The organism is Streptococcus acidominimus (assembly GCF_001921825.1).
Taxonomy (GTDB): domain Bacteria; phylum Bacillota; class Bacilli; order Lactobacillales; family Streptococcaceae; genus Streptococcus; species Streptococcus acidominimus.
Window position 1 is genome coordinate 1 of sequence record NZ_MSJL01000032.1, and the last position, 26962, is coordinate 26962.

At 44.3% G+C, this 26962-nt stretch carries 22 protein-coding genes, 17 tRNA genes and 1 rRNA gene; all 40 read right to left on the minus strand.

Features of this window, described 5'->3' with window-relative positions; translation table 11 throughout:
* Positions 1–360 precede the first annotated feature (360 nt).
* Positions 361–1359: a Holliday junction branch migration DNA helicase RuvB gene (ruvB, locus tag BU200_RS07200; protein WP_075099535.1), complete on the minus strand. Its 999-nt coding sequence runs from the start codon at positions 1357–1359 to the stop codon at positions 361–363.
* A gap of 46 nt (positions 1360–1405) precedes the next feature.
* Positions 1406–2698, minus strand: a complete 1293-nt coding sequence (gene purB / locus BU200_RS07205) for an adenylosuccinate lyase (RefSeq protein WP_075099536.1) — start codon at positions 2696–2698, stop codon at positions 1406–1408.
* Positions 2699–3004: 306 nt separating this feature from the next.
* On the minus strand, positions 3005–3136 hold the full coding sequence (locus BU200_RS11725) for a hypothetical protein (RefSeq protein ID WP_342352163.1): 132 nt from the start codon (positions 3134–3136) through the stop codon (positions 3005–3007).
* A 14-nt stretch (positions 3137–3150) separates the two neighbouring features.
* Positions 3151–3294, minus strand: coding sequence for a hypothetical protein (locus BU200_RS11140; RefSeq protein ID WP_158015124.1), 144 nt, complete (start codon positions 3292–3294; stop codon positions 3151–3153).
* 21 nt (positions 3295–3315) lie between these two features.
* A complete protein-coding gene (gene purK, locus BU200_RS07215) occupies positions 3316–4392 on the minus strand; it encodes a 5-(carboxyamino)imidazole ribonucleotide synthase (protein WP_075099537.1) in 1077 nt (358 codons plus the stop codon).
* Complete coding sequence (gene purE, locus BU200_RS07220) at positions 4379–4870, minus strand: 5-(carboxyamino)imidazole ribonucleotide mutase (protein ID WP_075099538.1); 492 nt, start codon at positions 4868–4870, stop codon at positions 4379–4381. Before purE ends, purK begins: the two co-directional genes overlap by 14 nt.
* Positions 4871–4879: 9 nt before the next feature.
* Positions 4880–6139, minus strand: a complete 1260-nt coding sequence (purD, locus tag BU200_RS07225) for a phosphoribosylamine--glycine ligase (RefSeq protein ID WP_075099539.1) — start codon at positions 6137–6139, stop codon at positions 4880–4882.
* Between the two features lie 890 nt (positions 6140–7029).
* Entirely contained in the window at positions 7030–8577 is a 1548-nt protein-coding gene (gene purH, locus BU200_RS07230) for a bifunctional phosphoribosylaminoimidazolecarboxamide formyltransferase/IMP cyclohydrolase (protein ID WP_075099540.1), read from the minus strand.
* A 194-nt stretch (positions 8578–8771) separates the two neighbouring features.
* On the minus strand, positions 8772–9212 hold the full coding sequence (locus BU200_RS07235; RefSeq protein WP_075099541.1) for a GNAT family N-acetyltransferase: 441 nt from the start codon (positions 9210–9212) through the stop codon (positions 8772–8774).
* Positions 9199–9753, minus strand: coding sequence for a phosphoribosylglycinamide formyltransferase (gene purN / locus BU200_RS07240; protein WP_172459330.1), 555 nt, complete (start codon positions 9751–9753; stop codon positions 9199–9201). Before purN ends, BU200_RS07235 begins: the two co-directional genes overlap by 14 nt.
* A 468-nt stretch (positions 9754–10221) precedes the next feature.
* Entirely contained in the window at positions 10222–11241 is a 1020-nt protein-coding gene (gene purM / locus BU200_RS07245; protein WP_075099543.1) for a phosphoribosylformylglycinamidine cyclo-ligase, read from the minus strand.
* A 78-nt stretch (positions 11242–11319) separates the two neighbouring features.
* Positions 11320–12759 carry an amidophosphoribosyltransferase gene (purF, locus tag BU200_RS10790; protein ID WP_075099544.1) on the minus strand — a complete coding sequence of 480 codons (1440 nt, stop codon included), beginning with the start codon at positions 12757–12759 and terminating at the stop codon, positions 11320–11322.
* 9 nt (positions 12760–12768) lie between these two features.
* Positions 12769–16494: a phosphoribosylformylglycinamidine synthase gene (locus BU200_RS07255; protein WP_075099545.1), complete on the minus strand. Its 3726-nt coding sequence runs from the start codon at positions 16492–16494 to the stop codon at positions 12769–12771.
* 1 nt (position 16495) lies between these two features.
* Complete coding sequence (gene purC / locus BU200_RS07260) at positions 16496–17203, minus strand: phosphoribosylaminoimidazolesuccinocarboxamide synthase (RefSeq protein WP_075099546.1); 708 nt, start codon at positions 17201–17203, stop codon at positions 16496–16498.
* Between the two features lie 387 nt (positions 17204–17590).
* On the minus strand, positions 17591–17833 hold the full coding sequence (locus tag BU200_RS07265; RefSeq protein ID WP_075099547.1) for a phosphopantetheine-binding protein: 243 nt from the start codon (positions 17831–17833) through the stop codon (positions 17591–17593).
* On the minus strand, positions 17826–18833 hold the full coding sequence (gene plsX, locus BU200_RS07270; protein WP_075099548.1) for a phosphate acyltransferase PlsX: 1008 nt from the start codon (positions 18831–18833) through the stop codon (positions 17826–17828). Before plsX ends, BU200_RS07265 begins: the two co-directional genes overlap by 8 nt.
* On the minus strand, positions 18830–19609 hold the full coding sequence (recO, locus tag BU200_RS07275) for a DNA repair protein RecO (protein WP_075099549.1): 780 nt from the start codon (positions 19607–19609) through the stop codon (positions 18830–18832). Before recO ends, plsX begins: the two co-directional genes overlap by 4 nt.
* Positions 19596–20774: a pyridoxal phosphate-dependent aminotransferase gene (locus BU200_RS07280; protein WP_075099550.1), complete on the minus strand. Its 1179-nt coding sequence runs from the start codon at positions 20772–20774 to the stop codon at positions 19596–19598. The genes recO and BU200_RS07280 overlap by 14 nt, the downstream gene beginning before the upstream one ends.
* 359 nt (positions 20775–21133) lie before the next feature.
* Positions 21134–22099: a ribose-phosphate diphosphokinase gene (locus tag BU200_RS07285; protein ID WP_075099551.1), complete on the minus strand. Its 966-nt coding sequence runs from the start codon at positions 22097–22099 to the stop codon at positions 21134–21136.
* Between the two features lie 124 nt (positions 22100–22223).
* Complete coding sequence (pcsB, locus tag BU200_RS07290) at positions 22224–23417, minus strand: peptidoglycan hydrolase PcsB (protein ID WP_075099552.1); 1194 nt, start codon at positions 23415–23417, stop codon at positions 22224–22226.
* 84 nt (positions 23418–23501) lie between these two features.
* Positions 23502–24014 carry a rod shape-determining protein MreD gene (gene mreD, locus BU200_RS07295; RefSeq protein WP_075099553.1) on the minus strand — a complete coding sequence of 171 codons (513 nt, stop codon included), beginning with the start codon at positions 24012–24014 and terminating at the stop codon, positions 23502–23504.
* The gene (gene mreC / locus BU200_RS07300) at positions 24011–24841 is read right to left on the minus strand and encodes a rod shape-determining protein MreC (RefSeq protein WP_075099554.1); all 831 of its coding nucleotides are present in this window, start codon (positions 24839–24841) and stop codon (positions 24011–24013) included. The genes mreD and mreC overlap by 4 nt, the downstream gene beginning before the upstream one ends.
* A gap of 295 nt (positions 24842–25136) precedes the next feature.
* Positions 25137–25224, minus strand: a tRNA-Ser gene (locus BU200_RS07305).
* Between the two features lie 10 nt (positions 25225–25234).
* A tRNA-Ile gene (locus BU200_RS07310) sits at positions 25235–25308 on the minus strand.
* A gap of 34 nt (positions 25309–25342) precedes the next feature.
* Positions 25343–25413: transfer RNA gene (locus BU200_RS07315), tRNA-Gly, on the minus strand.
* An 18-nt stretch (positions 25414–25431) separates the two neighbouring features.
* A tRNA-Phe gene (locus BU200_RS07320) sits at positions 25432–25504 on the minus strand.
* A 14-nt stretch (positions 25505–25518) separates the two neighbouring features.
* Positions 25519–25592: transfer RNA gene (locus tag BU200_RS07325), tRNA-Met, on the minus strand.
* 14 nt (positions 25593–25606) lie between these two features.
* Positions 25607–25696: transfer RNA gene (locus BU200_RS07330), tRNA-Ser, on the minus strand.
* Positions 25697–25702: 6 nt separating this feature from the next.
* A tRNA-Ile gene (locus BU200_RS07335) sits at positions 25703–25776 on the minus strand.
* An 11-nt stretch (positions 25777–25787) separates the two neighbouring features.
* Positions 25788–25861 (minus strand) — tRNA-Met (locus BU200_RS07340).
* Positions 25862–25871: 10 nt separating this feature from the next.
* Positions 25872–25945: transfer RNA gene (locus tag BU200_RS07345), tRNA-Pro, on the minus strand.
* A gap of 165 nt (positions 25946–26110) precedes the next feature.
* Positions 26111–26184, minus strand: a tRNA-Arg gene (locus BU200_RS07350).
* 7 nt (positions 26185–26191) lie between these two features.
* A tRNA-Leu gene (locus BU200_RS07355) sits at positions 26192–26275 on the minus strand.
* Between the two features lie 7 nt (positions 26276–26282).
* Positions 26283–26354 (minus strand) — tRNA-Gly (locus tag BU200_RS07360).
* 13 nt (positions 26355–26367) lie between these two features.
* Positions 26368–26440: transfer RNA gene (locus BU200_RS07365), tRNA-Thr, on the minus strand.
* 18 nt (positions 26441–26458) lie between these two features.
* Positions 26459–26540 (minus strand) — tRNA-Leu (locus BU200_RS07370).
* A 2-nt stretch (positions 26541–26542) separates the two neighbouring features.
* Positions 26543–26615, minus strand: a tRNA-Lys gene (locus BU200_RS07375).
* 42 nt (positions 26616–26657) lie between these two features.
* Positions 26658–26730, minus strand: a tRNA-Asp gene (locus BU200_RS07380).
* A gap of 4 nt (positions 26731–26734) precedes the next feature.
* Positions 26735–26807: transfer RNA gene (locus BU200_RS07385), tRNA-Val, on the minus strand.
* Between the two features lie 31 nt (positions 26808–26838).
* A 5S ribosomal RNA gene (rrf, locus tag BU200_RS07390) occupies positions 26839–26954 on the minus strand.
* Positions 26955–26962 lie beyond the last annotated feature (8 nt).

Below are 26962 nucleotides of genomic sequence, written 5' to 3' on the forward strand. Positions count from 1 at the left end.
CAAACGACTGGGATTGCCATCATGGGCTTAGTGCGCCCAAAAATAGGAAAATAAGCAAAAAGTAAGCTTCGAAAGCGAAGCTTACTGGAATTAATGCTTACAAATAGGGCTTACTTAACAACTACTTGAAGTTTTTAGAGGTGCCCTTAAAAATTGCTTTTTCCATTCCTTAAGGGAGGTCATGGATAGACTTCAGGACACGATTCACTCATTGACGAAAGAAAAGGTCAAATCGATTTGTCATAGAGAGTGGATTTCAAGTGCTTTTAATTTTTAAACAGTATAAGCCCAGTAAAATAGCAGGGTAGGAATCAAGCAGGGTTCCGTCCAAATCCCAGATCAATGCTCTATTCATCAACTCTACCTCTCAATATATTCATAGCCTAGGTGCTCATAAGCCTTGGCTGTCGCAACACGACCAGTCCTAGTCCGTATAAGGAAACCTTGCTGAATCAGATAGGGTTCATACATATCCTCAACCGTCTCACGTTCTTCTGCAATATTGACTGAAAGTGTATTTAGACCGACAGGACCACCACCGTACATCTCAATCATGGTGCGCAAAATCTTCTGATCGACATAATCAAGCCCCTCACGGTCGACATCCAGCATGGTTAGAGCCTTGTCCGTAATAGTGTCATCAATCACACCGTTCCCCATAATTTGGGCAAAATCCCGCACACGTTTTAACAAACGATTGGCAATACGGGGCGTTCCCCGCGAACGTCGCGCTAGTTCGATAGCCGCTTCGTGGGTGATTTCCATTTCAAAAATGTCTGCCGTCCGCTCAACGATTTCTGTCAAATCAGGCAGGGCATAATATTCCATGTGCCCTGTAATCCCAAAACGGGCACGTAAGGGATTAGACAGCATACCCGCACGCGTTGTCGCACCAATCAAGGTAAAGGGTGGCAAGTCCAGATGTACTGCCCTGCTGGCTTCTCCTGTCCCAATCATAATGTCAATGTAAAAATCTTCCATGGCACTATAAAGAATTTCCTCTACTGCCATAGGCAAGCGATGAATTTCGTCGATAAAAAGGACATCTCCCGGTTCCAAATCATTGAGCAAGGCCACCAAATCTCCAGCCTTCTCAATCACCGGTCCACTGGTCTGCTTAATATTGACCCCAAGTTCATTGGCAATAACAAAGGCCATGGTCGTCTTCCCCAAACCCGGCGGACCAAAGAGCAAGGCATGATCCAGAGCCTCGTTCCGCATCTTAGCAGCTTCGATAAAGATTTTCAGCTGGTCCTTGACCTTATCCTGACCGATATATTCCTTTAATCTCTGCGGACGCAGGGTACGCTCTACATACTCCTCATCCCCTAGTTGTTCTGTATCAAGTATTCTGTTCATAGTTTTATTATATCATAAAAGGAGGAACAAGCCTCCTTTTCATTTTCTATAATCCTATACGCTCAAAAATATCATCCACCCGTTTGGCATAGTAGGACGGGTCAAAGAGTTCATCAATCTCTGCTTGGCTGAGGCGCTCTGTCACCTTCTCATCTGCTTCCAGCAGGGGTTTAAATGCCGTCTGATTATCCCAAGCGTAAGCGGTTTTTGGCTGCACCAAATCGTAGGCCTCCTCACGCGTCATCCCTTTTTCAATCAAGGACAACATCACACGCTGGCTGTAAATCAAACCGAATGTTGACTCCATATTTCGTTTCATATTTTCTGGGAATACCGTTAAGTTTTTCACGATATTTCCAAAGCGATTGAGCATGTAGTCAATCAAAATGGTCGTATCTGGTGTAATAATCCGCTCTGCAGACGAATGCGAAATATCCCGTTCATGCCAGAGGGCTACGTTTTCAAATGCAGTTACCATGTGTCCACGGATCACACGCGCAAGGCCGGTCATATTTTCAGAACCGATTGGATTGCGTTTGTGGGGCATAGCTGAACTACCCTTTTGCCCCTTGGCAAAGAACTCTTCTACTTCGCGCTGTTCTGATTTTTGCAGACCACGGATTTCTGTCGCCATCCGCTCGATAGAAGTCGCAATAGTCGCAAGCGCAGCAAAGTATTCTGCGTGGAGGTCACGAGGAAGAACCTGTGTCGAAATTTCCTGCGGACGAATACCCAGCTTTTCACAGACATAGCTTTCCACAAATGGCGGGATATTGGCAAAATTTCCAACCGCACCAGAGATTTTCCCTGCTTCTACACCTTCAGCAGCACGCTCAAAACGCTCGATATTGCGCTTCATTTCGCTGTACCAAGTAGCTAATTTCAGACCGAAGGTCGTTGGCTCCGCATGCACCCCGTGAGTACGCCCCATCATGATGGTATGCTTGTGCTCACGCGCCTTATCTGCCACAATCTGCGTGAAATTTTCAAGGTCGCGACGGATAATATCGTTAGCCTGCTTGTAAAGATAGCCGTAAGCCGTATCCACCACGTCAGTCGAGGTCAAGCCATAGTGCACCCACTTGCGCTCCTCACCGAGGGTTTCAGATACCGCACGGGTAAATGCCACCACATCGTGACGGGTCTCCTGCTCAATTTCCAAAATGCGGTCAATATCAAATCCCGCACGCTCGCGGATCTTAGCCACATCTTCCTTGGGGATTTCCCCCAACTCAGCCCAGGCCTCATCCGCCAAGATTTCCACCTCAAGCCAAGCCTTGTATTTATTTTCCTCACTCCAAATGGCCGCCATCTCCGGGCGGGAATAACGTGTTAGCATTGTTTCTCCTTTTACAATATAGTTTTTGTCATATTTCAACAAATTTAATTTCTTTGTTTTCACCTGCTAATCTTCGTAAGCAGAATCTATTTTTTCGTTTATCAATTTTCTATAAATTGACAAACATTTTTCCAAATTATCATATATTTCTCTAGGAGGCTCTATAACCCCCCAAGCACCATATGATACATTACGACCGTATTCATCTGGGTCATCCCAAACTCCTCTTTTCCTATCGCAACGGATGGATAGTGAGACAGTGTCGTTACATCTATGTCAAAGAGGACATCATATACAGCCAAGTAATCATTTAGAAACTGATGGTTCAATGTTACCAGTTTCTCTTAAATAACCTATTTTATCCGAATAAGCAAAGCACGCCTCAACTACACCAACTTTTTCCCTTTCAATGAAAGTCTGAACAATAATCTGAATCATCTGAACTTCCTATCTTAGTCTTTCTTGTGCTGCTCTTTTATCTCTTCTAGTAATCGAATGATGCGATGTAAGCAACGAAAAAGATAGACAATTGTGGCAATCACTGCACTCCAAATCAATAATGGAAACAGTAACACAATCCATGGAATCTGCATCATACAAATCCTCCTTAGGCTGAACTAGCCTAAAAATTCTTTAATCAAATTCACCTTCTCACCCACAACCGTCACATGTCCCATCTTGCGGTTGTGCTTGGCTTCTGCTTTGCCATAGAGGTGCAGGTGGGCACTAGGGTTTTCTGCGACATAGGCTTGCGCCTGTTCCATATCCTGCCCTAAAACATTGAACATGACAGCTGGTGCATAGAGTTGAATGTCCGGCAAGGGTTCGCCTAAGATGCCCAAAATATGGGTATCAAACTGGGAAAAGTTGCAGGCTTCTATGCTGTAATGCCCCGAATTATGAGGGCGAGGCGCAAGTTCATTGACGAGAATTTCCTCCCCAGCAACAAACATCTCTATACATAGTGTACCAAAAAGTTGCAAGTCTGTGGCAATTTTTTTCGCCATTTGAACAGCTTTTTCAGCCAAGTGCTCTGAAATACGAGCAGGAACAATCGTTTTAGAAAGAATATTATTGCGGTGAATATTTTCTTGAACAGGAAAGACGGTCAGCTCTCGACCATTTCCTGAAACCAAGACGGAAATTTCCAAATCAAAGGGTACAAAATCTTCCAAGACACAATCCGTCTGATCCGCCAAAACCTTTGCTTGTGCCAGACTTTCCACATCACGAATAACCACCTGACCGTGACCATCATAACCACCCGTAGCAGTTTTTAGCACTCGCGTCGTCGAAAAATCATAGTCTGCCAAATCGAGACTTGAACTCACAATTCGATAGGGAGCTAGACCGACCCCTGCTTTGGTCAAAAAGGCTTTTTCAGCAATCCGATTTTGGGCAATCCGCAAGAGAGCCGTTCCTTGGGGTAACAGTGCCTTGTCCGCTACTGCTTCAAGGCTATCCGCATTCACATTTTCAAACTCATAGGTCAATATATCACAACGTGCAGCCAAGCTCGCTAGGGCGTCCACATCCGTATAATCTGCCACAATGACTTCACTTACTCGAGATGCTGGACAGTCCGCTGCTGGATCGAGGGTGATGACCTTGTGTCCACGATAAATGGCTGAAATGGCCATCATCTGACCTAGCTGACCGCCACCGATAATCCCAATTGTCTTAGATAAGGTCATGACTGGACTCCTCTGCAATTTTCCCTTGTTTTTCTGCAAACTCTAGCAATTTCTTATTCAAATCTGGGTTTTCAAGCGACAGAATCCGCACAGCAGATAAACCTGCATTGGTCGCTCCGCTCTCCCCAATCGCCATAGTCATCACAGGTACACCACCCGGCATCTGCACAATAGAGTAAAGCGAATCGATCCCAGAAAGAGCGCGCGATTTTACAGGCACCCCAATGACCGGTAAGGTTGTTTTAGCAGCCACCATCCCTGGCAGGTGGGCTGCACCACCTGCACCTGCGATAATGACCTTGATGCCCCGTTCACGAGCTTTTGCTGCATGTTCAAACATCAAGTCGGGCGTCCGGTGGGCAGAGACCACCTTCTTTTCATAGCCAACACCAAAGTCATCCAAAATCTGCGCTGCTTTTTTCATGGTTTCCCAGTCCGAAATAGAGCCCATAATGAGCGATACAAGTGTCTGTGTCATAATCTCTCCTTATTTATTCGCCTTATTTCCAATATCTGTCCGATAAAACATACCTGTCGTATTCTGCTGTTCCAACTGCTGATAAATCACCTTTTGTGCCTGTGAAACGGTCTCCTGCGTGGTGACGAGCATATAGACACGACCACCATTTGAGACCAGTTCCTGCTTAGCATTCAAAGCCGCACCAGCATAGTAGGTCTCAATTTCTCCGCTAGTCTTGGCTGGCAATCGTACCCCTTTTTCATAGTTTAAAGGATAACCCTCACTTGCGACCACAACCCCCAAGGTCACCCCCCTTTCTAGCCAAGTAAAGGTCGGAACCTTTCCTGCTAGTAAATCTGTGATCCCTGCTGCAAAGTCAGATGTCAGACGAGGTAAAATGATCTGGGTCTCCGGGTCTCCAAAGCGAGCATTGAACTCAATCACCTTAGGACCGTCTGCTGTCAAAATTAAGCCTGCATAGAGCACCCCAAGATAGGGACGACCTTCTGCGACCATTCCTTTCAAGATAGGTCTTATAATCTCTGCCACCGACCGCGCCACTGCACTAGCTGGCAAATGAGGGACAGGAGCATAGGCACCCATACCACCCGTATTTGGACCCTTATCATTATCAAAAGCCCGCTTGTGATCCTGCGCTGTCGGCATGAGGTAAAAGTCTTCTCCATTTACAAAGGCAAATAAAGAAAATTCTTCACCCGTCAAAAATTCTTCGATTACCACGCGCGCGCCACTATCACCAAATTTATTGTCAAGAAGCATGTCATGAGCTGCAGCCACGGCTTCTTCCACCGTTTCAGCAACCACGACACCTTTTCCGAGTGCCAAGCCATCCGCCTTGACCACGATTGGGGCTCCTTTGGCTTCAATATAGGCTTTTGCAGCTTCAAAATCAGAAAAAGTTTCATAACCTGCTGTTGGTACGCCGTATTTGGTCATGATGGATTTGGCAAAATCCTTGGACCATTCTAGCTCTGCTGCATTTTTTCTAGGGCCAAAGGCCAGCAAACCTGCTGCTTCAAAATCATCAACCAGACCTGCCGCCAGAGCATCATCTGGTCCCACAAAGGTCCAAGCAATCTCTTCTTTCTGCGCAAAGGCAATCAAGCTAGAATGTTCGGAAATATTGATATTGACCAACTCAAGCCCATCTGCCAACATCCCGCTATTCCCAGGAGCAACAAAGACTTTTTCAACGCTTTTTGATTCTAATAACTTCTTTGCAATCGCATGTTCACGACCACCTGATCCAACAACTAACAGCTTCATCTCTATACCTCTAAAAACGTATTTTATAAAGATATTGTACCAAAAACATTCGTTTTTATCTATCCTTTCTATAAAATACCCCCTTTTTTATTCCATTTCCGAACGATATAGCCATTTCCTTTAGCTTTTATAATTGAACACAGCCTAAACTCTATGCAAACTCCATTACATCAAGGCTCTTGACAAATATCTTTTAATTTTTAAAGAGTATCAATTCCTTGCCTAGTAGGAAACAGAAACCAAAATACTGTAAACAAACAAAACACAAAAATCCCAAGCACAGCCTGAACGAAGCTCGGGATTCTAAAAGATATAGTGGGAATCTGATACTCAATAAAATCATGATATAGTTGTTTAGTTTACTTTTAGTACTAGCTCAAACAGTCTGGGGAGAGACTGTTGGAGGCGGGAAATAAAGAAAACGAAGTTTTCGTCAAAAGTCGCAGGTAGTTGTCTAGTTGATAACTATTTCAAATGATAGATAAGAAAAGTGTAACTTTTCTCAATAGTACAACTTAAGATACAAAGCCCGTTAAAAACTCAAAGCGAAAATAGGAAATCTGACGCAGAGTCATCAGACTCTAGGAAGATTTATCTTTTTCGCACAGAGTTTAGGGCGTGTTCAATTACTCAAGATACGAGAGCGTTTGACACGAGTTTCACTCGTTTTATCTCCAACCTTCCACAGTCTATTCCTAGACTGTGGAAGCAACTCCTAGACAAAATAGGAAATACGACGAAGAAGCTTTGGCTTCTAGGAGTATTTATCTTTTTGTCAGTGAGTTGTAGCTCAAGTTCAATTATACAAGACGAGTTAACGAAGTAATAAAAGATAAACTAAATGACTATATAAAAGATAAAGATTTTATTACATCCTATTCTTCACAAAATCAATGCCTAAAATGTCGCACGCCGGTAAAGATCATGGTTAAGCCGTGTTTATCGGCTGCCTCGATGGATTCTTGGTCGCGGACAGAGCCACCGGGCTGGATGATGGCCTTGATACCTGCGGCTGCGATTTCTTCGATATTATCCGCAAATGGGAAGAAGGCATCACTAGCAAGAACAGCGCCATCTAGGCGGTCTTTTGCCTGCTCAACAGCAATCTTTACGGAGGCTACACGGTTGGTCTGCCCCGGTCCAACACCTAATACCATGTGATCATTTGTAATGATAATACCATTTGATTTGACATATTTTATAGATTTCCAAGCAAATTCAAGAGCCGTCTGCTCCTCAGTGCTTGGCTTGCGTTCGGTCACGATTTCCCAATCGCTTGGATCTTCTACCACCACATCCTGATTTTGAACCAGCAGACCACCTAGCACACCTGTCACTTCTTTTTCAGTCGTACTTTCGGTTTGTTGACTAAAATCAAGCGCCAAAATTCGGAGATTTTTCTTTTTATTGGTCAAAATCTCCAAGGCTTCTGGAGTATAGCTTGGTGCAATAATGATTTCTAGGAAAATCGGGTGCATCTTTTCAGCTGTCGCTGCATCTACCTCACGGTTGAGCACAACAATTCCACCAAAAATAGACACGGGGTCTGACGCATAGGCATAGTCCCAAGCCGTTTCAATATCATCTGCTTGTCCAATACCGCATGGATTCATGTGCTTGAGTGCCACCACTGTTGGACGGTCTGGAAAATCTCGAATAATGCGAATCGCTGCATCAGCATCTCGAATATTGTTAAAGGACAATTCTTTTCCATTTAGCTGCTTGCTGGCTGCGATAGAGTAAGCTAGCGGGAGGGCAGTCTGGTAGAAATCGGCATCCTGTTGCGGGTTTTCTCCATAGCGCATAGGCTGCTTGAGTTCATAGGTCAGGGTCAATTTCTCTGGCTTTTCTTCCCCCACTTGATTGGTAAAGTAGTCTGCAATCAAGGCGTCATAAGCTGCAGTATGGCGAAAGACCTTAGCTGCTAGACGCTTGCGTGTATCAAGGCTTGTCTCACCTGCAGTTTCTAACTCTTCCAATACAAGTTGATAATCCGCTGGATCCACAAGAACAGTCACACTAGCATGATTTTTAGCCGCAGAACGAAGCATGGATGGTCCACCAATGTCGATATTTTCTACTGCATCAGCATAGGTAACATCTGGCTTTTCAATCGTTTCTTTGAACGGATAAAGATTCACCACCACCAAGTCAATCAGGTCAATGCCATGTCCCTTTGCAGCTTCTAGGTGGGTATCAAGATCTCGTCTCGCTAAGAGACCACCATGAATCTTCGGATGAAGTGTCTTGACCCTCCCATCCATCATCTCTGGAAATCCTGTGACATCATCAATCGCAATGGTCTCCAGACCAGCTGCATCAAGAGCTGTCTTGGTTCCTCCAGTTGAGACAATCTCCCATCCCAACCCTTTTAATTTTTGGGCAAATGCCACAATGCCTGTCTTATCCGACACACTAATCAAGGCTTTTTTTGTCATGATTTCTCCTTATTTTTCCTATATGTTTATACTCAACGAAAATCAAAAATAGACCAGCTTCAACTCTCTGGGAGATCGTTGAAAGTTGGAGATAAGATGGCGCAACTAACTTCCTCACCATTCGAGATAAAACCAACTTTCTAAGCTCTTCTAATTCAAAAATAGTTGATCTTCAAAGAGTATTACTCATCATTTCAAAGCGTTCGTCTCATAAAGATTTCTCGGTCATCTTGACCACACTTAGTAAACCCTAGCGATAGCAATAACCCCTCCATTCGCTGATTTCCCTTAACAAAATCCGCTCGAATGGTTTGGTAACTTCCTAAGATTTTCGCATGCTCCATAAGCGCCAAAACAGCAGACTTACCATAGCCTTTCCCCTGCTGATGCTGATCAATCATAAAGCGCCAAATCATGTAGCAAGATTCCTCCTCGTCTACATCAATCAAGGCAAAGCCTACTACCTTATCGTCTGCGTAAATAGCATAGGGAAAGACATCTCCATTTTCTCGATACAACCAACAATCCGCAAGTGAACGAAGATTGGAAGCTACGAACTGCTTATCTTTCTCCGCAACCGTCAATTCAATGACCTGTGCGAAATTTTCTTCATCGACGAATCTAAGTGCTACCATTGAGCAACTCCCTCAAGACCTCTGGATAGAGCTGGTATTCCATGGCATGGATCCGCTCTTCAAAGCTCTCTAGCGTATCCTCTGGCAAAATCGGCACGCGCTCCTGACGGATAATCTGCCCGCTGTCAACGCCTGAATCCACCCAATGAACGGTGACACCAGACTGGGAAACGCCTGCATTCCAAGCATCTTCAATCCCATGAGCTCCTGGAAATTCAGGCAAGTAGGCGGGATGAATGTTAATCATGCGCCCCTCATAGCGAGCAAGAAGAGTGGTTGCCACAATCTTCATGTAACCTGCTAAGACCACGAGGTCGATCGCATGCTTGTCTAAAAGCTCCACAATCGCACTTTCATACTGCGCCTTATCGTCGAACTCCTTGAGTTCAAAAGCATAAGCTGGCACCCCCAGCTTCTTTGCGCGCTCCAGTACATAGGCGTCTCGATGGTCTGAAAAGACAAACTCAACAGGAAATTGCTCGGCAATCACTTGAAAATTAGAGCCATTTCCTGAGGCAAAAACTGCGATTTTCATATTGATACAAAGGGACTGTTCGACTTGCGAACCATTCCTAGCAGTAATCCTAAATGCAAACAAGGAGCCAGCACAGGGAGTGGGAAAGAACTCGACTGGTCGAAAAAGAGTTCGTCTTCCCACCCCCGCACAGTTGATTAGGTCAGATTTAGAGTGAGAGACACGAACAAATCTGCCAATCAACCACTGCGCTGAGATGTTGACACGAACCATGAGAAGCGAGGCTAGACTTGAGCCCAGCCTCAAGCAACGCTGACCTTGTTTGAATGTGTTTTTTTGTAGAACTTGGATTTTAACCGAGGGCATGAAATCAAGAAGAAACAATCCCTTTCAATCCAACCGTCATCCTAAACTCCTTGGCTCAAAACGTCTACTAACTATTTTACTCTAGAAAATAAGTCCCGCGTTTAGTTAGGCACTCTAACTAAACATTCCTTTCTTCCATTTTTTGAGCTACAATGTAGCAAGATACCATTAGCGGATCACCACACTAGCGTCAGCTTTTTCCACAATTCGACCGATTTCATAGACTTCTTCGTCCAATAATTCTTTCACACGCGCCACATCTTCTGCTGCTACTGCAAGAACCATGCCAAGCCCCATATTGAAAATTTCAAACATTTCAGCATGCGGAATCTCACCATATTTCTCCAGAGCCTTGAAAATCGGCAAAACTGGTACCTGACTTTCATCAATCTCAGCAGCTAATGCTGGCCCAAACATCCGGGGGATATTTTCAATAAAGCCACCACCTGTGATGTGGGCAATCCCGTGAACCAAGTTTTCCTTAATGAGAGGAAGCAAGGCCTTAACGTAGATACGGGTTGGTTCCAACAAGACTTCCTTGAGGGGCTTCCCTTCTAGTTCAGGCAGGATCTCATCCCCTGTATAGTCTGCAAAGACACGGCGAACAAGAGAGTAGCCATTCGAATGAATACCACTTGAGGCAAGACCTAGAAGAACATCGCCTTTGACAACCTTTGACCCATCGATAATCTGGGACTTCTCTGCGATACCGACCGCAAACCCTGCTAAATCATAGTCATCTTCGCCGTACATGCCGGGCATTTCAGCTGTCTCTCCTCCGATAAGGGCAGCGCCTGCTGCAAGACACCCATCTGCTACCCCTTTGACAACCTGCTCTAACTTTTCAGGGATATTCTTCCCCGTTGCAATATAGTCAAGGAAATAGAGAGGTTCAGCTCCTGCTGCGACAATATCATTGACACACATAGCGACACAGTCCTGTCCAATGGTATCGTGCTTATCGTACTGAATCGCTAGCATCAGTTTGGTTCCAACCCCGTCTGTCCCAGAAATCAAGACCGGTTCCTTGACCGAGAGTTGGGTCAGATCAAACATCCCTCCAAAACCGCCAAGAGCTCCCATAACACCCAGACGTTCCGTCTTTTTGACATGCTTTTTGATACGCTCTACAACCTCATAGCCGGCCTCTACATCAACACCTGAAGCTGCGTATGTATTTTTTGACATTCTATTCTCCTTTAAATACCATCATCTAGTTACTTATTTTTTTAGCATAAACATATTTACAAAAATAAAGCAAGTAGATTAGTAAAAACTCGTTTTTTCTGCCAGGCTTTCCAAATAGCGTTCCTCATAATCGTAGAGAGGTGTCGGGTAATCCCCGTCAAAATAGGCGACACACAATCCACCATTTGGGGCATCCGTCTCCATACCAACTCCCTCAATCAAGCCCTCCAAAGACAAGAAGCTCAAGCTATCTGCTCCGATAATCTCGCAAATCTCCTCATTGCTATGGTTAGCCGCAATCAATTCGCTCCTTTGTTGAATATCAATTCCGAAAAAGCAAGGATATTTCAAGGGAGGACTGGCAATCGCCACATGGACTTCTGCCGCACCTGCATCCCGCAACAATTGAACAATGCGTCGGCTCGTTGTCCCTCGCACAATCGAGTCATCAACCATGACTACACGCTTTCCTTTAACAATGCTAGAGACAGCAGACAATTTCATCCGAACCCCTTGCTCACGCAATTCCTGTGTTGGCTGAATAAAGGTACGCTGGGTATATTGATTTTTAATCAAGCCCATTTCATAAGGCAGACCTGATTCTTCCGCGTAGCCACTGGCTGCAGACAAGGAAGAATTTGGCACACCAACCACAATATCCGCTTCGATCTTGGCTTCCTGTGCCAAGCGACGACCCATTTTTTTTCGTGCTGCATGGACGTTAATCCCGTTAATCACGCTATCAGGACGTGCAAAATAGACATATTCCATAGAGCAAATCGCTAGTTGAGTATCATCTGTATAGCTGTCATGCTGGATCCCCTGATCATCAATGATGACTAGCTCTCCCGGTTTTACATCTTCGACCCACTCGGCGCCGACCACTTCAAAGGCACAGGTCTCACTTGATACCACCCAAGCACCATTTTTCATCCGCCCGATTGACAAGGGACGAAATCCATTAGGATCAAGCGCGGCAATCAGCTTATCCTCTGCCATAATCAGATAGGCAAAACCACCCTTAACCTGATTGAGAGCCTCCTTGATCTTATCGAGCAGGAACTCTTTTTTACTGCGACGAATGAGGTGCATCAAAATTTCTGTATCTGAGGAGCTAGAAAAAATTGCCCCCTGTGCTTCCAATTCCCTCTTTAAACTTTGGGTATTGGTCAAGTTCCCGTTGTGGGCAAGACCCAACTGCATATCAAAGAAGTCAAATAAGAAGGGCTGAACATTGTTGATAGAAGCTCCACCTGCTGTGGCATAACGGACATGTCCAATTGCCGCATGACCTTGTAACTGTTCCAAATCTTCTTGCCGTTTAAAGACTTCTGAAACCAAGCCTAAACCACGGTGGCGGCGGAGATTTCCAGCTTCATTAGCCAAAATCCCAGCCCCTTCTTGCCCACGATGCTGCAAACTATGCAGTCCAAAATAAGTCACTTGACTGGCCTGAGGATGCCCCCAGATGCCAAACAAACCGCATTCTTCATTGAGAGATTTTATTTCGTATTTCATGTGTTCCTCTTAATCTTGTGTAAAATACCGCACGGCACTTTCAAACAACTTCTGATCTTTTTCTCCTGGAATATTTTGAAACAGTCCTGCTTCATAGCGTTCAGAATGCCCCATTTTCCCAAGGATTTGCCCATTTTTGCTCGTAATCCCCTCAATCGCATACAAGGATCCGTTTGGATTATGGCGGCTATCCATACTTGCTTGCCCCTCAAAATCCACATACTGGCTGAAAATCTGCCCATTATCACGAAGTTCCGCAAATTCTGCTTCTGTCACGACAAATTTTCCTTCCCCATGCGATACTGGAATAGCATGAATATCACCAACTTCCACCCCAGCAAGCCACGGTGAATTGGTATTGGCAATTCTAGTTTCTACCATTTTTGCCACGTGCTGGTTGGCATCATTGTAAAAGAGGGTAGGACTCGTTTCACCTGCTTCTTCAAAGTTACCATAAGGTAGGAGACCTGATTTGACAAGGGCTTGGAATCCATTACAGATACCGATAATGAGACCCCCACGCTCGATAAAGGCATCAATCGCCGCCTTGATTTTCTCATTGAGCAGGATATTGACGATAAATTTAGCAGAGCCATCCGGCTCATCTGCCGCTGAAAATCCACCTGCAAAAAAGAGAATCTGAGCTTGGCTAAGAGAGGCAACCATATTGGCAACAGATTGTGCCAGACTTGCTTCATCTAGGGTTACAAATGGCTCAAGTTTCACTTTCGCACCCGCTTGTTCAAAGGCCTTGGCTGAATCATACTCGGAATTAGTACCCGGAAAGACAGGAATATAGACCAACGGTTGAGCGACTGCTTCCTTGCTCTTTTGGACAAAGTCTGTCACAACTGGTACAACTTCTGCCATCCGACTATCCTGTTCAAAAACAGTCGGATAAATTCCCTCAAGTCTTCCCTCAAACTCTGCTAACAACTCTGCAACAGGTAAAGTCACGCCATTGATAACAAGGCTTGCTTCACTGCTTGTCTGCCCGATAGCTACCAGTCCCTCGATCTCGTCTGGGCTGGTAAAGACAAATCCTCCTAGTTGACCTTGTAAGCTGGTCTCTAGTTGGTCAAGTACTAGATTTGCCCCGATACAGTTCCCAAATGTCATCAGTGCAAGTGCTTCTGCCACGCCACCATACTTGACTGCGGCAGCCGCTGTAATCCTGTGCTTTCTTTGAATTTCTGTAAAGCGATTGAAATTTTCCTTGATTGTCGTAAAATCAATGTCGGCAGAAATCGCTGCTCCTGGAATATAGTAGAGGTATTCACCAGCTGCCTTAAATTCTGGTGATAAGATGCGGTCTACTGTTGACGTCGTTACCCCAAAAGCCACCAAGGTCGGAGGAACTGTCAACTCCTCAAAGGTTCCAGACATGGAGTCCTTTCCTCCAATTGACGGAAGCCCCAGCTGAATTTGAGCCTCAATAGACCCAAGTAATGCTGCAACAGGTTTTCCAAAACGGCTAGCTTCTTTATCCATCCGTTCAAAGTATTCCTGATAGGAGAAGCGAGCCTTTTCCCAGTTACTGCCTGTTGCCACCAAGCGGCTCGTTGCCTCAATCACCGCATAGGCTGCCCCATGGTAAGGAGACCATGCTGCAATCAAAGGATTGTAGCCTTGAGCCATGACAGAAACCGTTTCTGTCACCCCATGCTCTACTGGCAACTTCTGAACCGAACTTTCGGTCGGTGTGAGTTGATAACGCCCACCCAGCGGATGATTAACCGTTGAACGCCCTACCGAACTATCAAAAATCGTCTGCAAGCCCTTTTGGCTAGCATGATTCAAGTCTGATAAGAGAGCCTTCATGTCCTCTTTCAGAGTTTCTAGTGAAGTCTTTCGTTGTTCTGGCAAGGCTTGCTGACTATCTGTCACTGTCGCGTCTACCACTACACGCACGCCGTTGGTATCAAGGAAAGAACGCTCAATATCAACAATCTTCTGTCCTTTCCAAGTCATGACAAGATTTGGAGTTTCAGTCACTTGTGCCACTGGAACTGCTAAGATATTCTCCTTAGCTGCTAGAGTAATAAAAGTCTCCACATCTTCTGGAGAAATGACGACTGCCATCCGTTCTTGACTTTCTGAAATGGCAATCTCTGTCCCATTCAAACCTTGGTACTTGAGTGGCACCTTATCCAAGTCGATTTCAAGACCGTCTGCCAATTCACCAATGGCAACGCATACGCCTCCTGCCCCAAAATCATTGGACTTCTTAATTAAGCGGGTGACCGCTTTATCTCGAAAGAGCCGTTGAATTTTCCGTTCCTCAATCGCATTTCCTTTTTGGACTTCAGCTCCAGCTGTTTCAACAGATGTGGCTGTCTGAACCTTGGAAGAACCTGTCGCTCCGCCTACACCATCACGACCCGTCTTCCCACCAAGAAGAATGATGACATCTCCTGCAATTGGCTTTTCACGGATTACATTTTCCTTTGGAGCAGCTCCTACAACGGCACCTAACTCCATACGTTTTGCCACAAATCCTGGGTGGAAGTACTCCCGCACATAGGTCGTCGCAAGTCCAATTTGATTTCCATAGGAAGAATAGCCATGTGCAGCCGTTTTCGAGATAACCTGTTGTGGTAGTTTTCCTGGGCGAGTCGCAGACAGGGGCTGGGTAATGTCGCCTGCTCCCGAAATCCGCATAGCCTGATAGACATAGGAACGACCTGAAAGTGGGTCACGAATAGCACCTCCGATACAGGTTGCTGCCCCACCAAAAGGCTCAATTTCTGTTGGATGATTATGGGTTTCATTTTTAAACATCAGCAGCCACGGCTCTTTGACACCGTTCACATCCACTTCGATTTCTACCGAGCAAGCATTGATTTCATCAGATACTTCAAGATCATCCAAACGTCCATTAGCCCGCTCATAGCGGCCAAAAATCGTTGCCATATCCATGAGAGTCTGTGGCTTATCCGCACGCCCCAAGTCCCTTCTCATCTCAAGATACTTCTCATAAGTCGCCTGCAGCTGCTCTTGAAAGCGGGATTCTGAAAAATCAATTTGACGCAGCTCTGTCTCAAAGGTCGTGTGGCGACAATGGTCTGACCAATAGGTATCCAAGACTTTCAACTCTGTCTCTGTCGGACAGCGACCAATGGAGGCAAAATAGTCTTGAATAAAGAGCAAATCCGCCACTTCCATAGCAAGTCCTTGGTCTTTTTTATACTGGGCAAAATCCGCTTCGGTGTAATCCTTGAAAAAATCAAGTACAGGAATAAGCGCATCAGAACTCGAAAAGACAGGTGCTTCCAAGCCCGCCGTCACATCCTTGAAACGCGAATCCACAGGATTGAGCAAATAAGACTGAATCTCTGCAAAATCAGTATCACTCACATCCGCATTTAAGAGATAGAGTTGAGCAGATTTTACTGTCACATTACTGCCCGCTCCTAAGAGGAAAAGTGCCTCCTGACTGCTGGCTGCGCGCTGGTCAAATTGGCCTGGCAAAGCCTCGATCGCAAAGAAGCGACTACTTGCAAGACTAGCTGCCACCTCGCTATCGGTGAGAAGTCTATCGGTCACCTTTTCTGAAAAAATCCGCTCCTCAGCTACCTCCAATAATGCCTCATCCAAACCAAAGACATCATAGACCTGTACCAAACGCAGGCTCGTCAAACTCGTAACTCCTAAGCGCTCCTGCAGTTCCCGTAGCAAGCTCACTGATTGAATCTGAAAACTCGCTTTTTTCTCGACAAAAATTCGTTTGTTCATCTTAGTCCAACTCCTGTAATTTTTCCCATACAATTTGATAAACATCGGTCATCTCTCCAAGACCACGGCGAAAGACATCCTTGTCCATGTGGTGCCCATCTGCATCCCAGAGCCTGCAATTATCCGGTGAAAATTCATCCGCTAGGATAATCTGACCATCCTTATCCTTACCAAATTCCAACTTGAAGTCAATCAATGTCAAGCCAATCTCTGCAAACCAGCTACTTAACAAACCATTGATCTTTCTTGTTTCTTCCTTGATATAGGCAATTTCCTCTTTTGAAGCAATATCTAAAAAGGCAACGTGTTCATCGTTGATAAAAGGATCATCCAATTCATCTTTTTTATAGTAAAATTCCACAATCGGCTGTTCCAACTGGATACCTTCTGCCACACCAAAGCGTTTGGAAAAAGAACCCGCCGTATAGTTACGGAGCACCACTTCAAGTGGAATAATCGCAACCTTTTTGTTCAACTGCTCCGTGTCCGACAGTTTTTCAACAAAATGGGTTGCGATACCTGCTTGATTTAGTTTTTCAAAAATCAATGACGAAATCTGATTATTCAGTCGTCCCTTGCCAATCACTTCTTCCTTTTTCAGACCATTGAAGGCTGTCGCCTGATCCTTATAGCAGGAGACAATCAGCTCATCATCTTCTGTCAAATAAATGTCCTTAGCTTTCCCCGAATATAACAATGACCGCTTCATAATATTGTTCGCCTTTGCTTTCCTTTTTTTATTTTTCGCTATATTTTATCATATAATATTCGTTTATTCAAGAAAATACTAATAAACTCACCTGACAAACCAAAAAACGTTCACCAAAAGACGAACGTTTAGTTACTCTATTGAGCATATAAAAATTAGATTGCGACTGCTTGAACACTCTCCATATACTTTCTTAGCAATAGCTTGTTTAAAAAATATAGTGTTCCAACATTCAGCAAGGGATAGTAACAACATTAGATATTGATTTTTGATGAGTATAAAAAACGCAGATAGAGATAGCTTCTACTTAGCCACCCTTAGCAAACAGCAACTATCATATCCTCTAAATTTTCAGGTCAACTAGACTATTTGCCCATATAGCATTGATTAGCCTCCTGTTTGCTCCTCAATATAAGCTACAATATCTGCCAGTGTTTCAAATCCTTCAATCGCTTCATCGGAAATCATGATGTGAAATTCATCCTCCAAGGTCAAAACCAGCTCCATGACCTCAACAGAATCCTCCAGCAATTCTTCCTGAACAGCCAACTCTGGGTGAAGCAGCAAGCCATCGCCTTTTTCCTCGATAAGAATTTCCTCAATTCGCTGATAAATTTCTTCCTTAGTCATGAGCTGCCTCCTCCTGTGAAAAATGCTCAACTGATTTCTGGATAATCTCCGCTCCTAGCATGGTTCGAATCTGGCGAATTGTATGATAGATCGCTACTGCATCGCTCGACCCGTGCGCCTTAATGACAGGTGCTTTTAAGCCCAGAAGTACCGCCCCTCCCGCTTTTTTGTAGTCGAGGGCTCCAAGAGCCGACTTCAAGGTCGGTTTCAAGAGCAAGCCACCTATTTTTGCCAATAAGCCACCATTTTTGATAGCCGAATTGAGCTGGCTGAGGATACTTTTTGCCGTTCCCTCAATGGTCTTTAGCACCGCGTTTCCCGTGAAACCATCCGTCACTACTACATCTGCAACCCCATTTAACAGTTCACGCGCCTCGATATTCCCAATAAAATGAATCGATTCATCTGCTAAGAGCAATTCATAGGCTTCCTTATGAATAGGCGTTCCTTTTGATTCTTCTGTCCCATTGTTCAACAAGGCTACACGTGGACGGGTAATCCCGCGAACATACTGGGCATAAAAGGATCCCAAAATTGCATATTGATGCAAATGATGAGCTGTATTTTCCGCATTAGCCCCCAAGTCCATCATGTCAAAGCCTGTTCCATCCATCGTTGGCAAGGTTGATAACAAACCCGGACGATCGATCTGCTTCAAGCGCCCGACAACAAAGACACCGGCAGCAAGAAGGGCTCCTGTATTTCCAGCAGATAAGACTGCATCAGCCTCCCCTGTCTTAACAGCCTTGGTCGCAAGCACCATAGAAGAATGTTTCTTGCGTCGAATCGCCTTGACTGGCTCATCATTTGACTCGATCTTCTCTTCCGTATGAATAATCGATACCCGATCCATACTGGTCAAAAGAGGTTTGATCTTTGCCTCATCTCCATACAACTGGATCTCAATATCAGAAAAAGCAGCCAATGCCTGATTGACACCTTCTACAATAGCTTGTGGAGCATGGTCTCCCCCCATTGCATCAACAGCAATACGTTTCATTTTGATTCCTCATTTTCTGTTTGTTTCATTAACTGCCCCCAAGAAGACAGATCGTCAATAAATTTCTTTGATTTTAGATGGATGCCGACATACTCATCATAGAGCTGATCAATAAAAAGCCGCAATTTACGCTTCATCCCATCCTTGACCGAAATCCGCTCCAATTCACCAAAAGAAATCGCCTGAAATTGGTCAATCAGATAGAGCACATTAGGATCCAGATGCAAGCGCCTCTCATCTTCATGATAGTGTTGTGGGCATAGCACCCCTGAATAGCGATAAGAATAATCAAAGGGTATACCCACCCGGTGGCAAAAGACACATTCATGCACATTCAAGGACACCCCGAACCGTCCCAGTAATTGTATCTCAAAAATATTAGTCAAAATCTCATAATCCAAGCCCGAATCCATTAGCTCCAAGGTTTTCACCAAGAAAGCAAACAGAGCTGCATCATGAATTTTATCCTGTACACAAGCATCCGCTAAAGCTAATATATAAGTCGCATAACTCAAGCAGAAAATATCCTGATTGAGGTGGCGAAAGGCTTGAACCTGATGGAAATCCTCTATATAACTCAAGCCATCTTCACTGATTTTGACAATAAAATCTGCATAGGTCAAGGGCTGAATTGCAGCAGTCAGTTTCGATTTAGCAGCATATTTCACGAAAAACATTCGTTTTCCAGCCTGTTCAGTAAAGATTTTAACCAATTTATCCTCTTCACGAAAGTCTCGATTATAAAGAACGATTCCGCTTGTTTCAATCCGTTCCATAGTCTGCCATAAATTCTTTCAATCGTATCATTGCCTGCTCTATCGTCTCCATACTAGCTGCATAAGAAATCCGAATATAGCCCTCTCCATACTGACCAAAGGCAGCACCAGGGATAAAGGCAACCGCTTTTTTACGGGCAAATTCCTGCAAGAAAGTAAAGGAATCTTGATGGTAGCCATCTGGAATCTTGGCAAAGATATAAAATGCCCCATCTGGCTTAATGATTGTAAAGCCAAGCTCCGTCATCTTCTCAATCAGATAATCCCTGCGCTTGACGTATTCTTGCCGCATTGGCAGAGCATCATCCTTCCCACCTTCCAAGGCTTCCAAGGCACCATACTGCATAGCCGTAGCTGCTGCTGTCACTAAATATTGATGACTTTTAATCACCTGACTAATAATCTCTGCACACGACATAATCATACCAATCCGCCAACCTGTCATGGCATGCGATTTAGACAAGCCTTGAATGACAATCGTCTGATCTGGCAGGTACTCCGCAATCGATACATGGGGCTCTCCTGTATAGGTTAATTCCGCATAAACCTCATCTGACAAGACAAAAATAGGATATTTCTTCAGAACCTCTGCAAAGGCTTGAATCTGCTCTCGAGAATAGGTTACTCCTGTCGGATTTGCAGGATAATTCAAGATTACCGCCTTGAGTTTGTCCCCCTGCTCAACAATCGCTTGTTCCAACATCTCTGCTGTCAACACAAAAGCATTTGTCGTTGTGTCAATCTCGACAATATCTGCCCCCACCATATTGACAATCGGCTCATACCCCGGATAAGCAGGGGCTGGCAACAAGACAGTGTCTCCCTGCTCCAAAATCGCCACCAAACTAGCAGATAAGGCTTCTGTTGCTCCGATTGTAACCAGGATTTCATTCATGGGATTATAAGACAAGTTGTATTTTTCCGCAACAAATTCTGCTGCTGCCTGCCGCAATTCCAGTAACCCCGCCATACCCGTATAATGGCTCTGATCGGCATCAATGGCAGCTTTCGCCGCTTCCTTCACATGATCCGGCGTTGTAAAATCCGGCTCTCCCAAGGTTAATTTTAAAATACCAGGAATATCTGAAATGGCTTGATCAAACTGCCGAATCATTGACACTTCAATCCGATTCAAATTCCGATTAAAACGATGATATAGTTCCATTTCTCACCTCTCTATCCACTCATACACTAGGCTCTTAATACTCTATAAAAACTCCTAGCCTTACCCCTTTAGATATCCTAGCCGTTCATACCGTATCCGTAAGTGGACATAGTCCGCAACGGCTACGACAACATAGAAAATGTAATGCGTGAAAAACTCCAGTGGAGGTTTTCAGCCTGTTCCCCAAAGGACGCTAGATAGGTAGTGCTAAAACTGAAACAGCTGTGTCTCTTTTTCCCCTTGATCTTCAAAGAGTACAATTCCTATTGATGAACAGCGTTACTCAATCACATTATACCACTATTTTCAGTTGAGAAAAAGTTTACAACATAAAGAATAGGCTGAAACTTCGCTTCAGCCTATTCTTTATCTGTTTCAAACAAAGGTGACAATGGACGCTTTTCGTGAATCCGAATGATTGCCTCAGCCAATAAATCAGCTGTCGAAATCTGTTCAATCTTATCAATCAAACGCTCCTCAGGAATTTCAATTGTATCCAATACAACCAATTTCTTAATCGCAGAATTTTGAATATTCCCCATAGCAGGACCAGACAAAACAGGGTGGGTACATGAAGCATACACTTCTACTGCTCCAGCTTCTGCCAAGGCATCAGCTGCATGGCAAATCGTTCCTGCTGTATCAATCATATCATCAATTAAGATACAGGTCTTACCTTCGATATTTCCGATAATATTCATGACTTCTGATGTATTCATCTTATCGACACTACGACGCTTGTCAATAATGGCAATCGGTGTCTTTAAGAACTGCGCTAACTTACGCGCACGTGTCACACCACCGTGGTCAGGAGACACCACCACATATCCATCTCCAACCATGCCACGACGCTCAAAGTAATCAGCAATCAAAGGGGCACCCATCAAGTGATCCACCGGGATATCAAAGAAACCTTGAATCTGTGCTGCGTGTAAATCAATGGTCAACAATCGATCCACACCTGCAATTTCTAACATATTGGCAACCAATTTAGAGGTAATCGGCTCCCGTGCACGTGCCTTACGATCCTGACGTGCATAACCATAGTAAGGAATAACGACATTTACTGACTCTGCAGATGCTCGTTTCAAGGCATCTACCATAATCAAAATCTCCATTAAATTATCATTCACTGGAGAACTAGTTGATTGAAGAATATATACATGTCTCCCGCGAATAGACTCTTCAATATTCACCTGAATTTCACCATCTGAAAATTGACGAACGGTCGATTTCCCTAAAGAAATCCCCATTTTCTCTGCAACCTTAGCCGCTAACTTTCGATTCGAGCTAAGGGCAAACAACATTATGTCAGAAAACGCCATGACAGCCTCCTATTTATTTCTATCTTACTATTTTAACCCTTTTTAAAACAATTTTCAAACAAAAATCAAATCCAGCAAACAAGGAAAAAACTTTGGATTGCTCCAAAGTTTGTGATAGATCGTATTATGGATAAATGTAACCTGCGACACCGTCAGCTGCTGGATTAAACAAACCACGGAAATCTGCGATATATTGGTTACCTGCGTAGTTTGACTCAAGAACTCGAATTTGTGAACCATTCACTTCTGTAACAACTGCTACGTGACCGTAAGATCCTGACGTCCATACTGCAACTGCTCCAACTTGTGGAGTAGAACCTGTACGGAATCCTGCTGCAGACGCTGAATACAACCATTGATTTGCATTACCCCAGTAGTTTCCAACCCAAGGAGCTACTTGTTTGACACCCCAAGTACATTGACCAACCGGATAAGTATTATTAGCATCATAGCTAATCGGTTGGCGAACTGGTGTTGCTGCTACCGCACTTCCTGTTGAAACCGCTGAAACTGTTGCGCTTGGTTGAGGAGCAGGTGTACTTGCCACCAAGTTCGTTACAACTGGTTGTTGTTGTTGCTGAGCTACTGCTGCTTGTTGTGCTTGATAAGCTGCTTGTGCTGCTGCCGCTGCTTGCGCTGCTGCTTGTGCTGCCGCTTTTTCTTCAATCAAGGCTTGCTTCTCATCTTCTGCTGTTGCTTTTTCAGCCGCAAGAGTCAATTGTGCTACTTTCAAAGCTGCTTTTTGAGTGTTTAGCTCCTGTGAAGCATCATCTAATTTTTTCCAATTCGCTTCAACCACGTTGATTGCTTCTTGGTTAGATTTTTGTTTGTCTGCGATTGCTTCTTTATCTGCTTTTTGTTGCTCAAGCATCCGATTGTTGGCTGCAACAATTTCACGCATCGCATTCACACGAGACACTGCGTCCACAATTGATTTAGAATCTAAAATAGTATTGATATAGCTAGTTGCTGAACCATCCGTCTGCGCACTACGAGCTTGCTTTTTCAAGGCTTCGTCACGTGAAACAATATCACCAGCTAATTTCTCAATTTCTGCACTAAGGGCTTGAGATTCAGCTTGCAATTGCTCATTTTCAGCTGTCAAGCTCGCCTGTTCGGCAACAATAGAGTCAACTTTCGCTTGGATTTCATCAACCTGTGCCTGTGCACTAGCTTGTTGATTGGCAATTTCTTTTATTTTATCATCTTTAGCCGCAATCTTACTATCTGTATCGTCTGCCTTGACTGCCAATACATTTCCAGCAGTTGTTAAAGCAATAGTGCTTACTAGCAGGCTTGCTAAGATTTTTTTCTTCATAGGTTCGTTAAACTCCTCTATTCTTTCTGACTATATCATTCTATCAAAAAAATCGCGTAAATATATTACGCGATTGTTACATTTTTATGTCTTATTTGTGATACCAAAGACTTTTTCTAATGCTGGCTGTAACATCAATAATAAAAGAGAATTGAAAATCAAGGTTGGCACCAAATTATAGATCACGAAGATAAACATCGATAAATTGGATAATTCAAATAAACGCGCAAATAAGAAAGCCCCAAACTCAACCACAAAGACCACAACTAAGAGGATAATATGATTGGTCACTCGCTTAAACTTTAAACTCTGATAGAAATAATCAATCAGATATACAACTAACGGGAACAAGGTCACAAAAATCCCTAGAATATTCAAATAGTAAATATCATACAAGAAACCGACTAGCGTAAACATGATGACATTGTAAAAAGTGGGAATATAGAGAACGGAAAATAAGCCTATAATCACTAGAAAGTGACTTGTGATATGAATGATACCCGGTGCCAAATTGGTAAATAAGGTAGAGGACTGTCCATCTATCACAAAGGCGAGAAGTAATATGAGTGGAATTAGATACTTCACATGATTTTTCATTTCCCATCTCCTACGACCAAGACTGAATAAATATTGGTAAAACTCGCAGTAGGTTCGACATATAACTCGCGACTTAAATCACTACTACTCGTCTTCACAGACCTCACTTTTCCGATTTGAATGTTGGACGGCGTAGCTCCAGCCAGATCACTTGTTACGACATTACTACCGACCTCGATCGCATCAACACTATTCAACTGACTGATGATAAAACTATTGGTATCCGTATCATACCCTGTTAAAATACCATAAATATTGGTAGTTCCTGCCGTAATCTTTACAGGAATTTTGGTCACCTTGTCCGAATTAGACAGCAACTTGACATCTGTGACCTCATCATAGATATTCTCAATAATCCCTACCAAACCACCGTTTGATACGACTAGCATCTCCTCGGTCAAACCATCTTTTTTACCCAAATTGATTGTCAACTGCGTATTCCAAGCAACTGGTGTCCGAACAGATACCAATCCTACAAGAAAATGCTTATCCGCATAGCGATCCGTCATCCCTAGAGTTTCTCTTAAACTATCATTTTCTTTTTTGACCGTATCCAACTCTGCAACTTGACCTTCTAATGATCTTAAAGATGCTTTTAGCTCCTTATTCTCATCATAGGTCTCTATCAATTCCGCAATCACATCCCGTTGCTCTGAAAAAAAACGAATGGGCTTGGAAAGGAATTGGTTCACATAGGATAAAGAAGTATGAATACCATTTGAGACAAAGGGAATATTCAAACGTTTATTGACCGACAAGAACAATAAGGAGAATGACAATACCAATAACACTGAACTTACAACAATCAACTTAGCAACTTTATTCATTTCTTACCTAACCTCATACAACCCAAGCAAATGTTTATATAGTCATTACGTTTATCTTTTGTGATTGAACCCGGACTACAACTCGCTGATAAAGCGTAGTCAAATAGCCAAGCAAAACCAGATTACATCACAGTAGAATTAGATTGTCTAGAGTTACTTAAAGCTCTCGTATCTTATAATTGAACTTAAAATAATTATCAACTAGACAACTACCTAAACCCTTACTCAGTACGAAAAGTAAAATAAAAGACTATACAATAAAACGAGAATATCATCTGATAATCTCGTTAAATGACGGAGAATAAGGGATTCGAACCCTTGCGCCAGTTACCCGACCTAACGATTTAGCAAACCGTCCTCTTCAGCCTCTTGAGTAATTCTCCATTTATAAAATGGGCACGAGTGGAATCGAACCACCGACCTCACGCTTATCAGGCGTGCGCTCTAACCATCTGAGCTACGCGCCCAAACCATATGTTTGGTGTTTGGATACTATCCAAAAGCGGGTGACGAGAATCGAACTCGCGACAACAGCTTGGAAGGCTGTAGTTTTACCACTAAACTACACCCGCATTTTATTCCCTCGTAAATGGCGCGAGACGGAATCGAACCGCCGACACATGGAGCTTCAATCCATTGCTCTACCAACTGAGCTACCGAGCCGTATCCACAATCAATTGCGGGAGCAGGATTTGAACCTACGACCTTCGGGTTATGAGCCCGACGAGCTACCTAGCTGCTCCATCCCGCGTTATTACTATGCTAAGGAGGATGTGGGATTCGAACCCACGCACGCTTTTACACGCCTGACGGTTTTCAAGACCGTTCCCTTCAGCCGGACTTGGGTAATCCTCCATAGTATGGACCTTGTAGGACTTGAACCTACGACCGCTCGGTTATGAGCCGAGAGCTCTAACCAGCTGAGCTAAAGGTCCAGCACAAGTAATAGCGGCGAAGGGGATCGAACCCCCGACCTCCCGGGTATGAACCGGACGCTCTAGCCAGCTGAGCTACACCGCCAAAATAGAAATCGGGAAGACAGGATTCGAACCTGCGACACCTTGGTCCCAAACCAAGTACTCTACCAAGCTGAGCTACTTCCCGTAGATATAAGAGGGCGTATCCCACTTGTAGAGTACTTGTAAGGACGACTTACTCCGTAAGTCTCTATCTCCAACCTCAAAGCTTTGCTTTGACCTCCACCAAGCTGAGCTACTTCCCGCTCCCACTAAAAATAAATCTCCCCTAATGTCTCCATTAAGCGAGCCATGCACCCTAGAGGAGTCGAACCTCTAACCGCCTGATTCGTAGTCAGGTACTCTATCCAGTTGAGCTAAGGGTGCCTATTCATGCCGAGGACCGGAATCGAACCGGTACGATGTTGCCATCGCAGGATTTTAAGTCCTGTGCGTCTGCCAGTTCCGCCACCCCGGCCTCTTCAAGCGAACGACGGGATTCGAACCCGCGACCCCCACCTTGGCAAGGTGGTGTTCTACCACTGAACTACGTTCGCATTTATCCCTCTATGCCGGCTACATGACTTGAACACGCGACCCTCTGATTACAAATCAGATGCTCTACCAACTGAGCTAAGCCGGCCTATTATTTCTACTCTTATGCGGGTTAAGGGACTTGAACCCCCACGCCCGAAAGCGCCAGATCCTAAATCTGGTGCGTCTGCCAATTCCGCCAAACCCGCAATGACCCGTGCTGGGCTCGAACCAGCGACCCTTTGATTAAAAGTCAAATGCTCTACCAACTGAGCTAACGAGTCTTTCTGCTTTCCTACTTCAAAAGTATATCCATATCTTCTGAACGGTCCCGACGGGAATCGAACCCGCGATCTTCGCCGTGACAGGGCGACGTGATAACCGCTACACTACGGGACCTATATGGGAGTTAACGGGATCGAACCGCTGACCCTCTGCTTGTAAGGCAGATGCTCTCCCAGCTGAGCTAAACTCCCAACGAATGAGGAGCTTGAAAACTCCTCGCTAGCTAAGCAACTACCCTATCTCACAGGGGGCAACCCCCAACTACTTCCGGCGTTCTAGGGCTTAACTGCTGTGTTCGGCATGGGTACAGGTGTATCTCCTAGGCTATCGTCACTTAACTATTCTG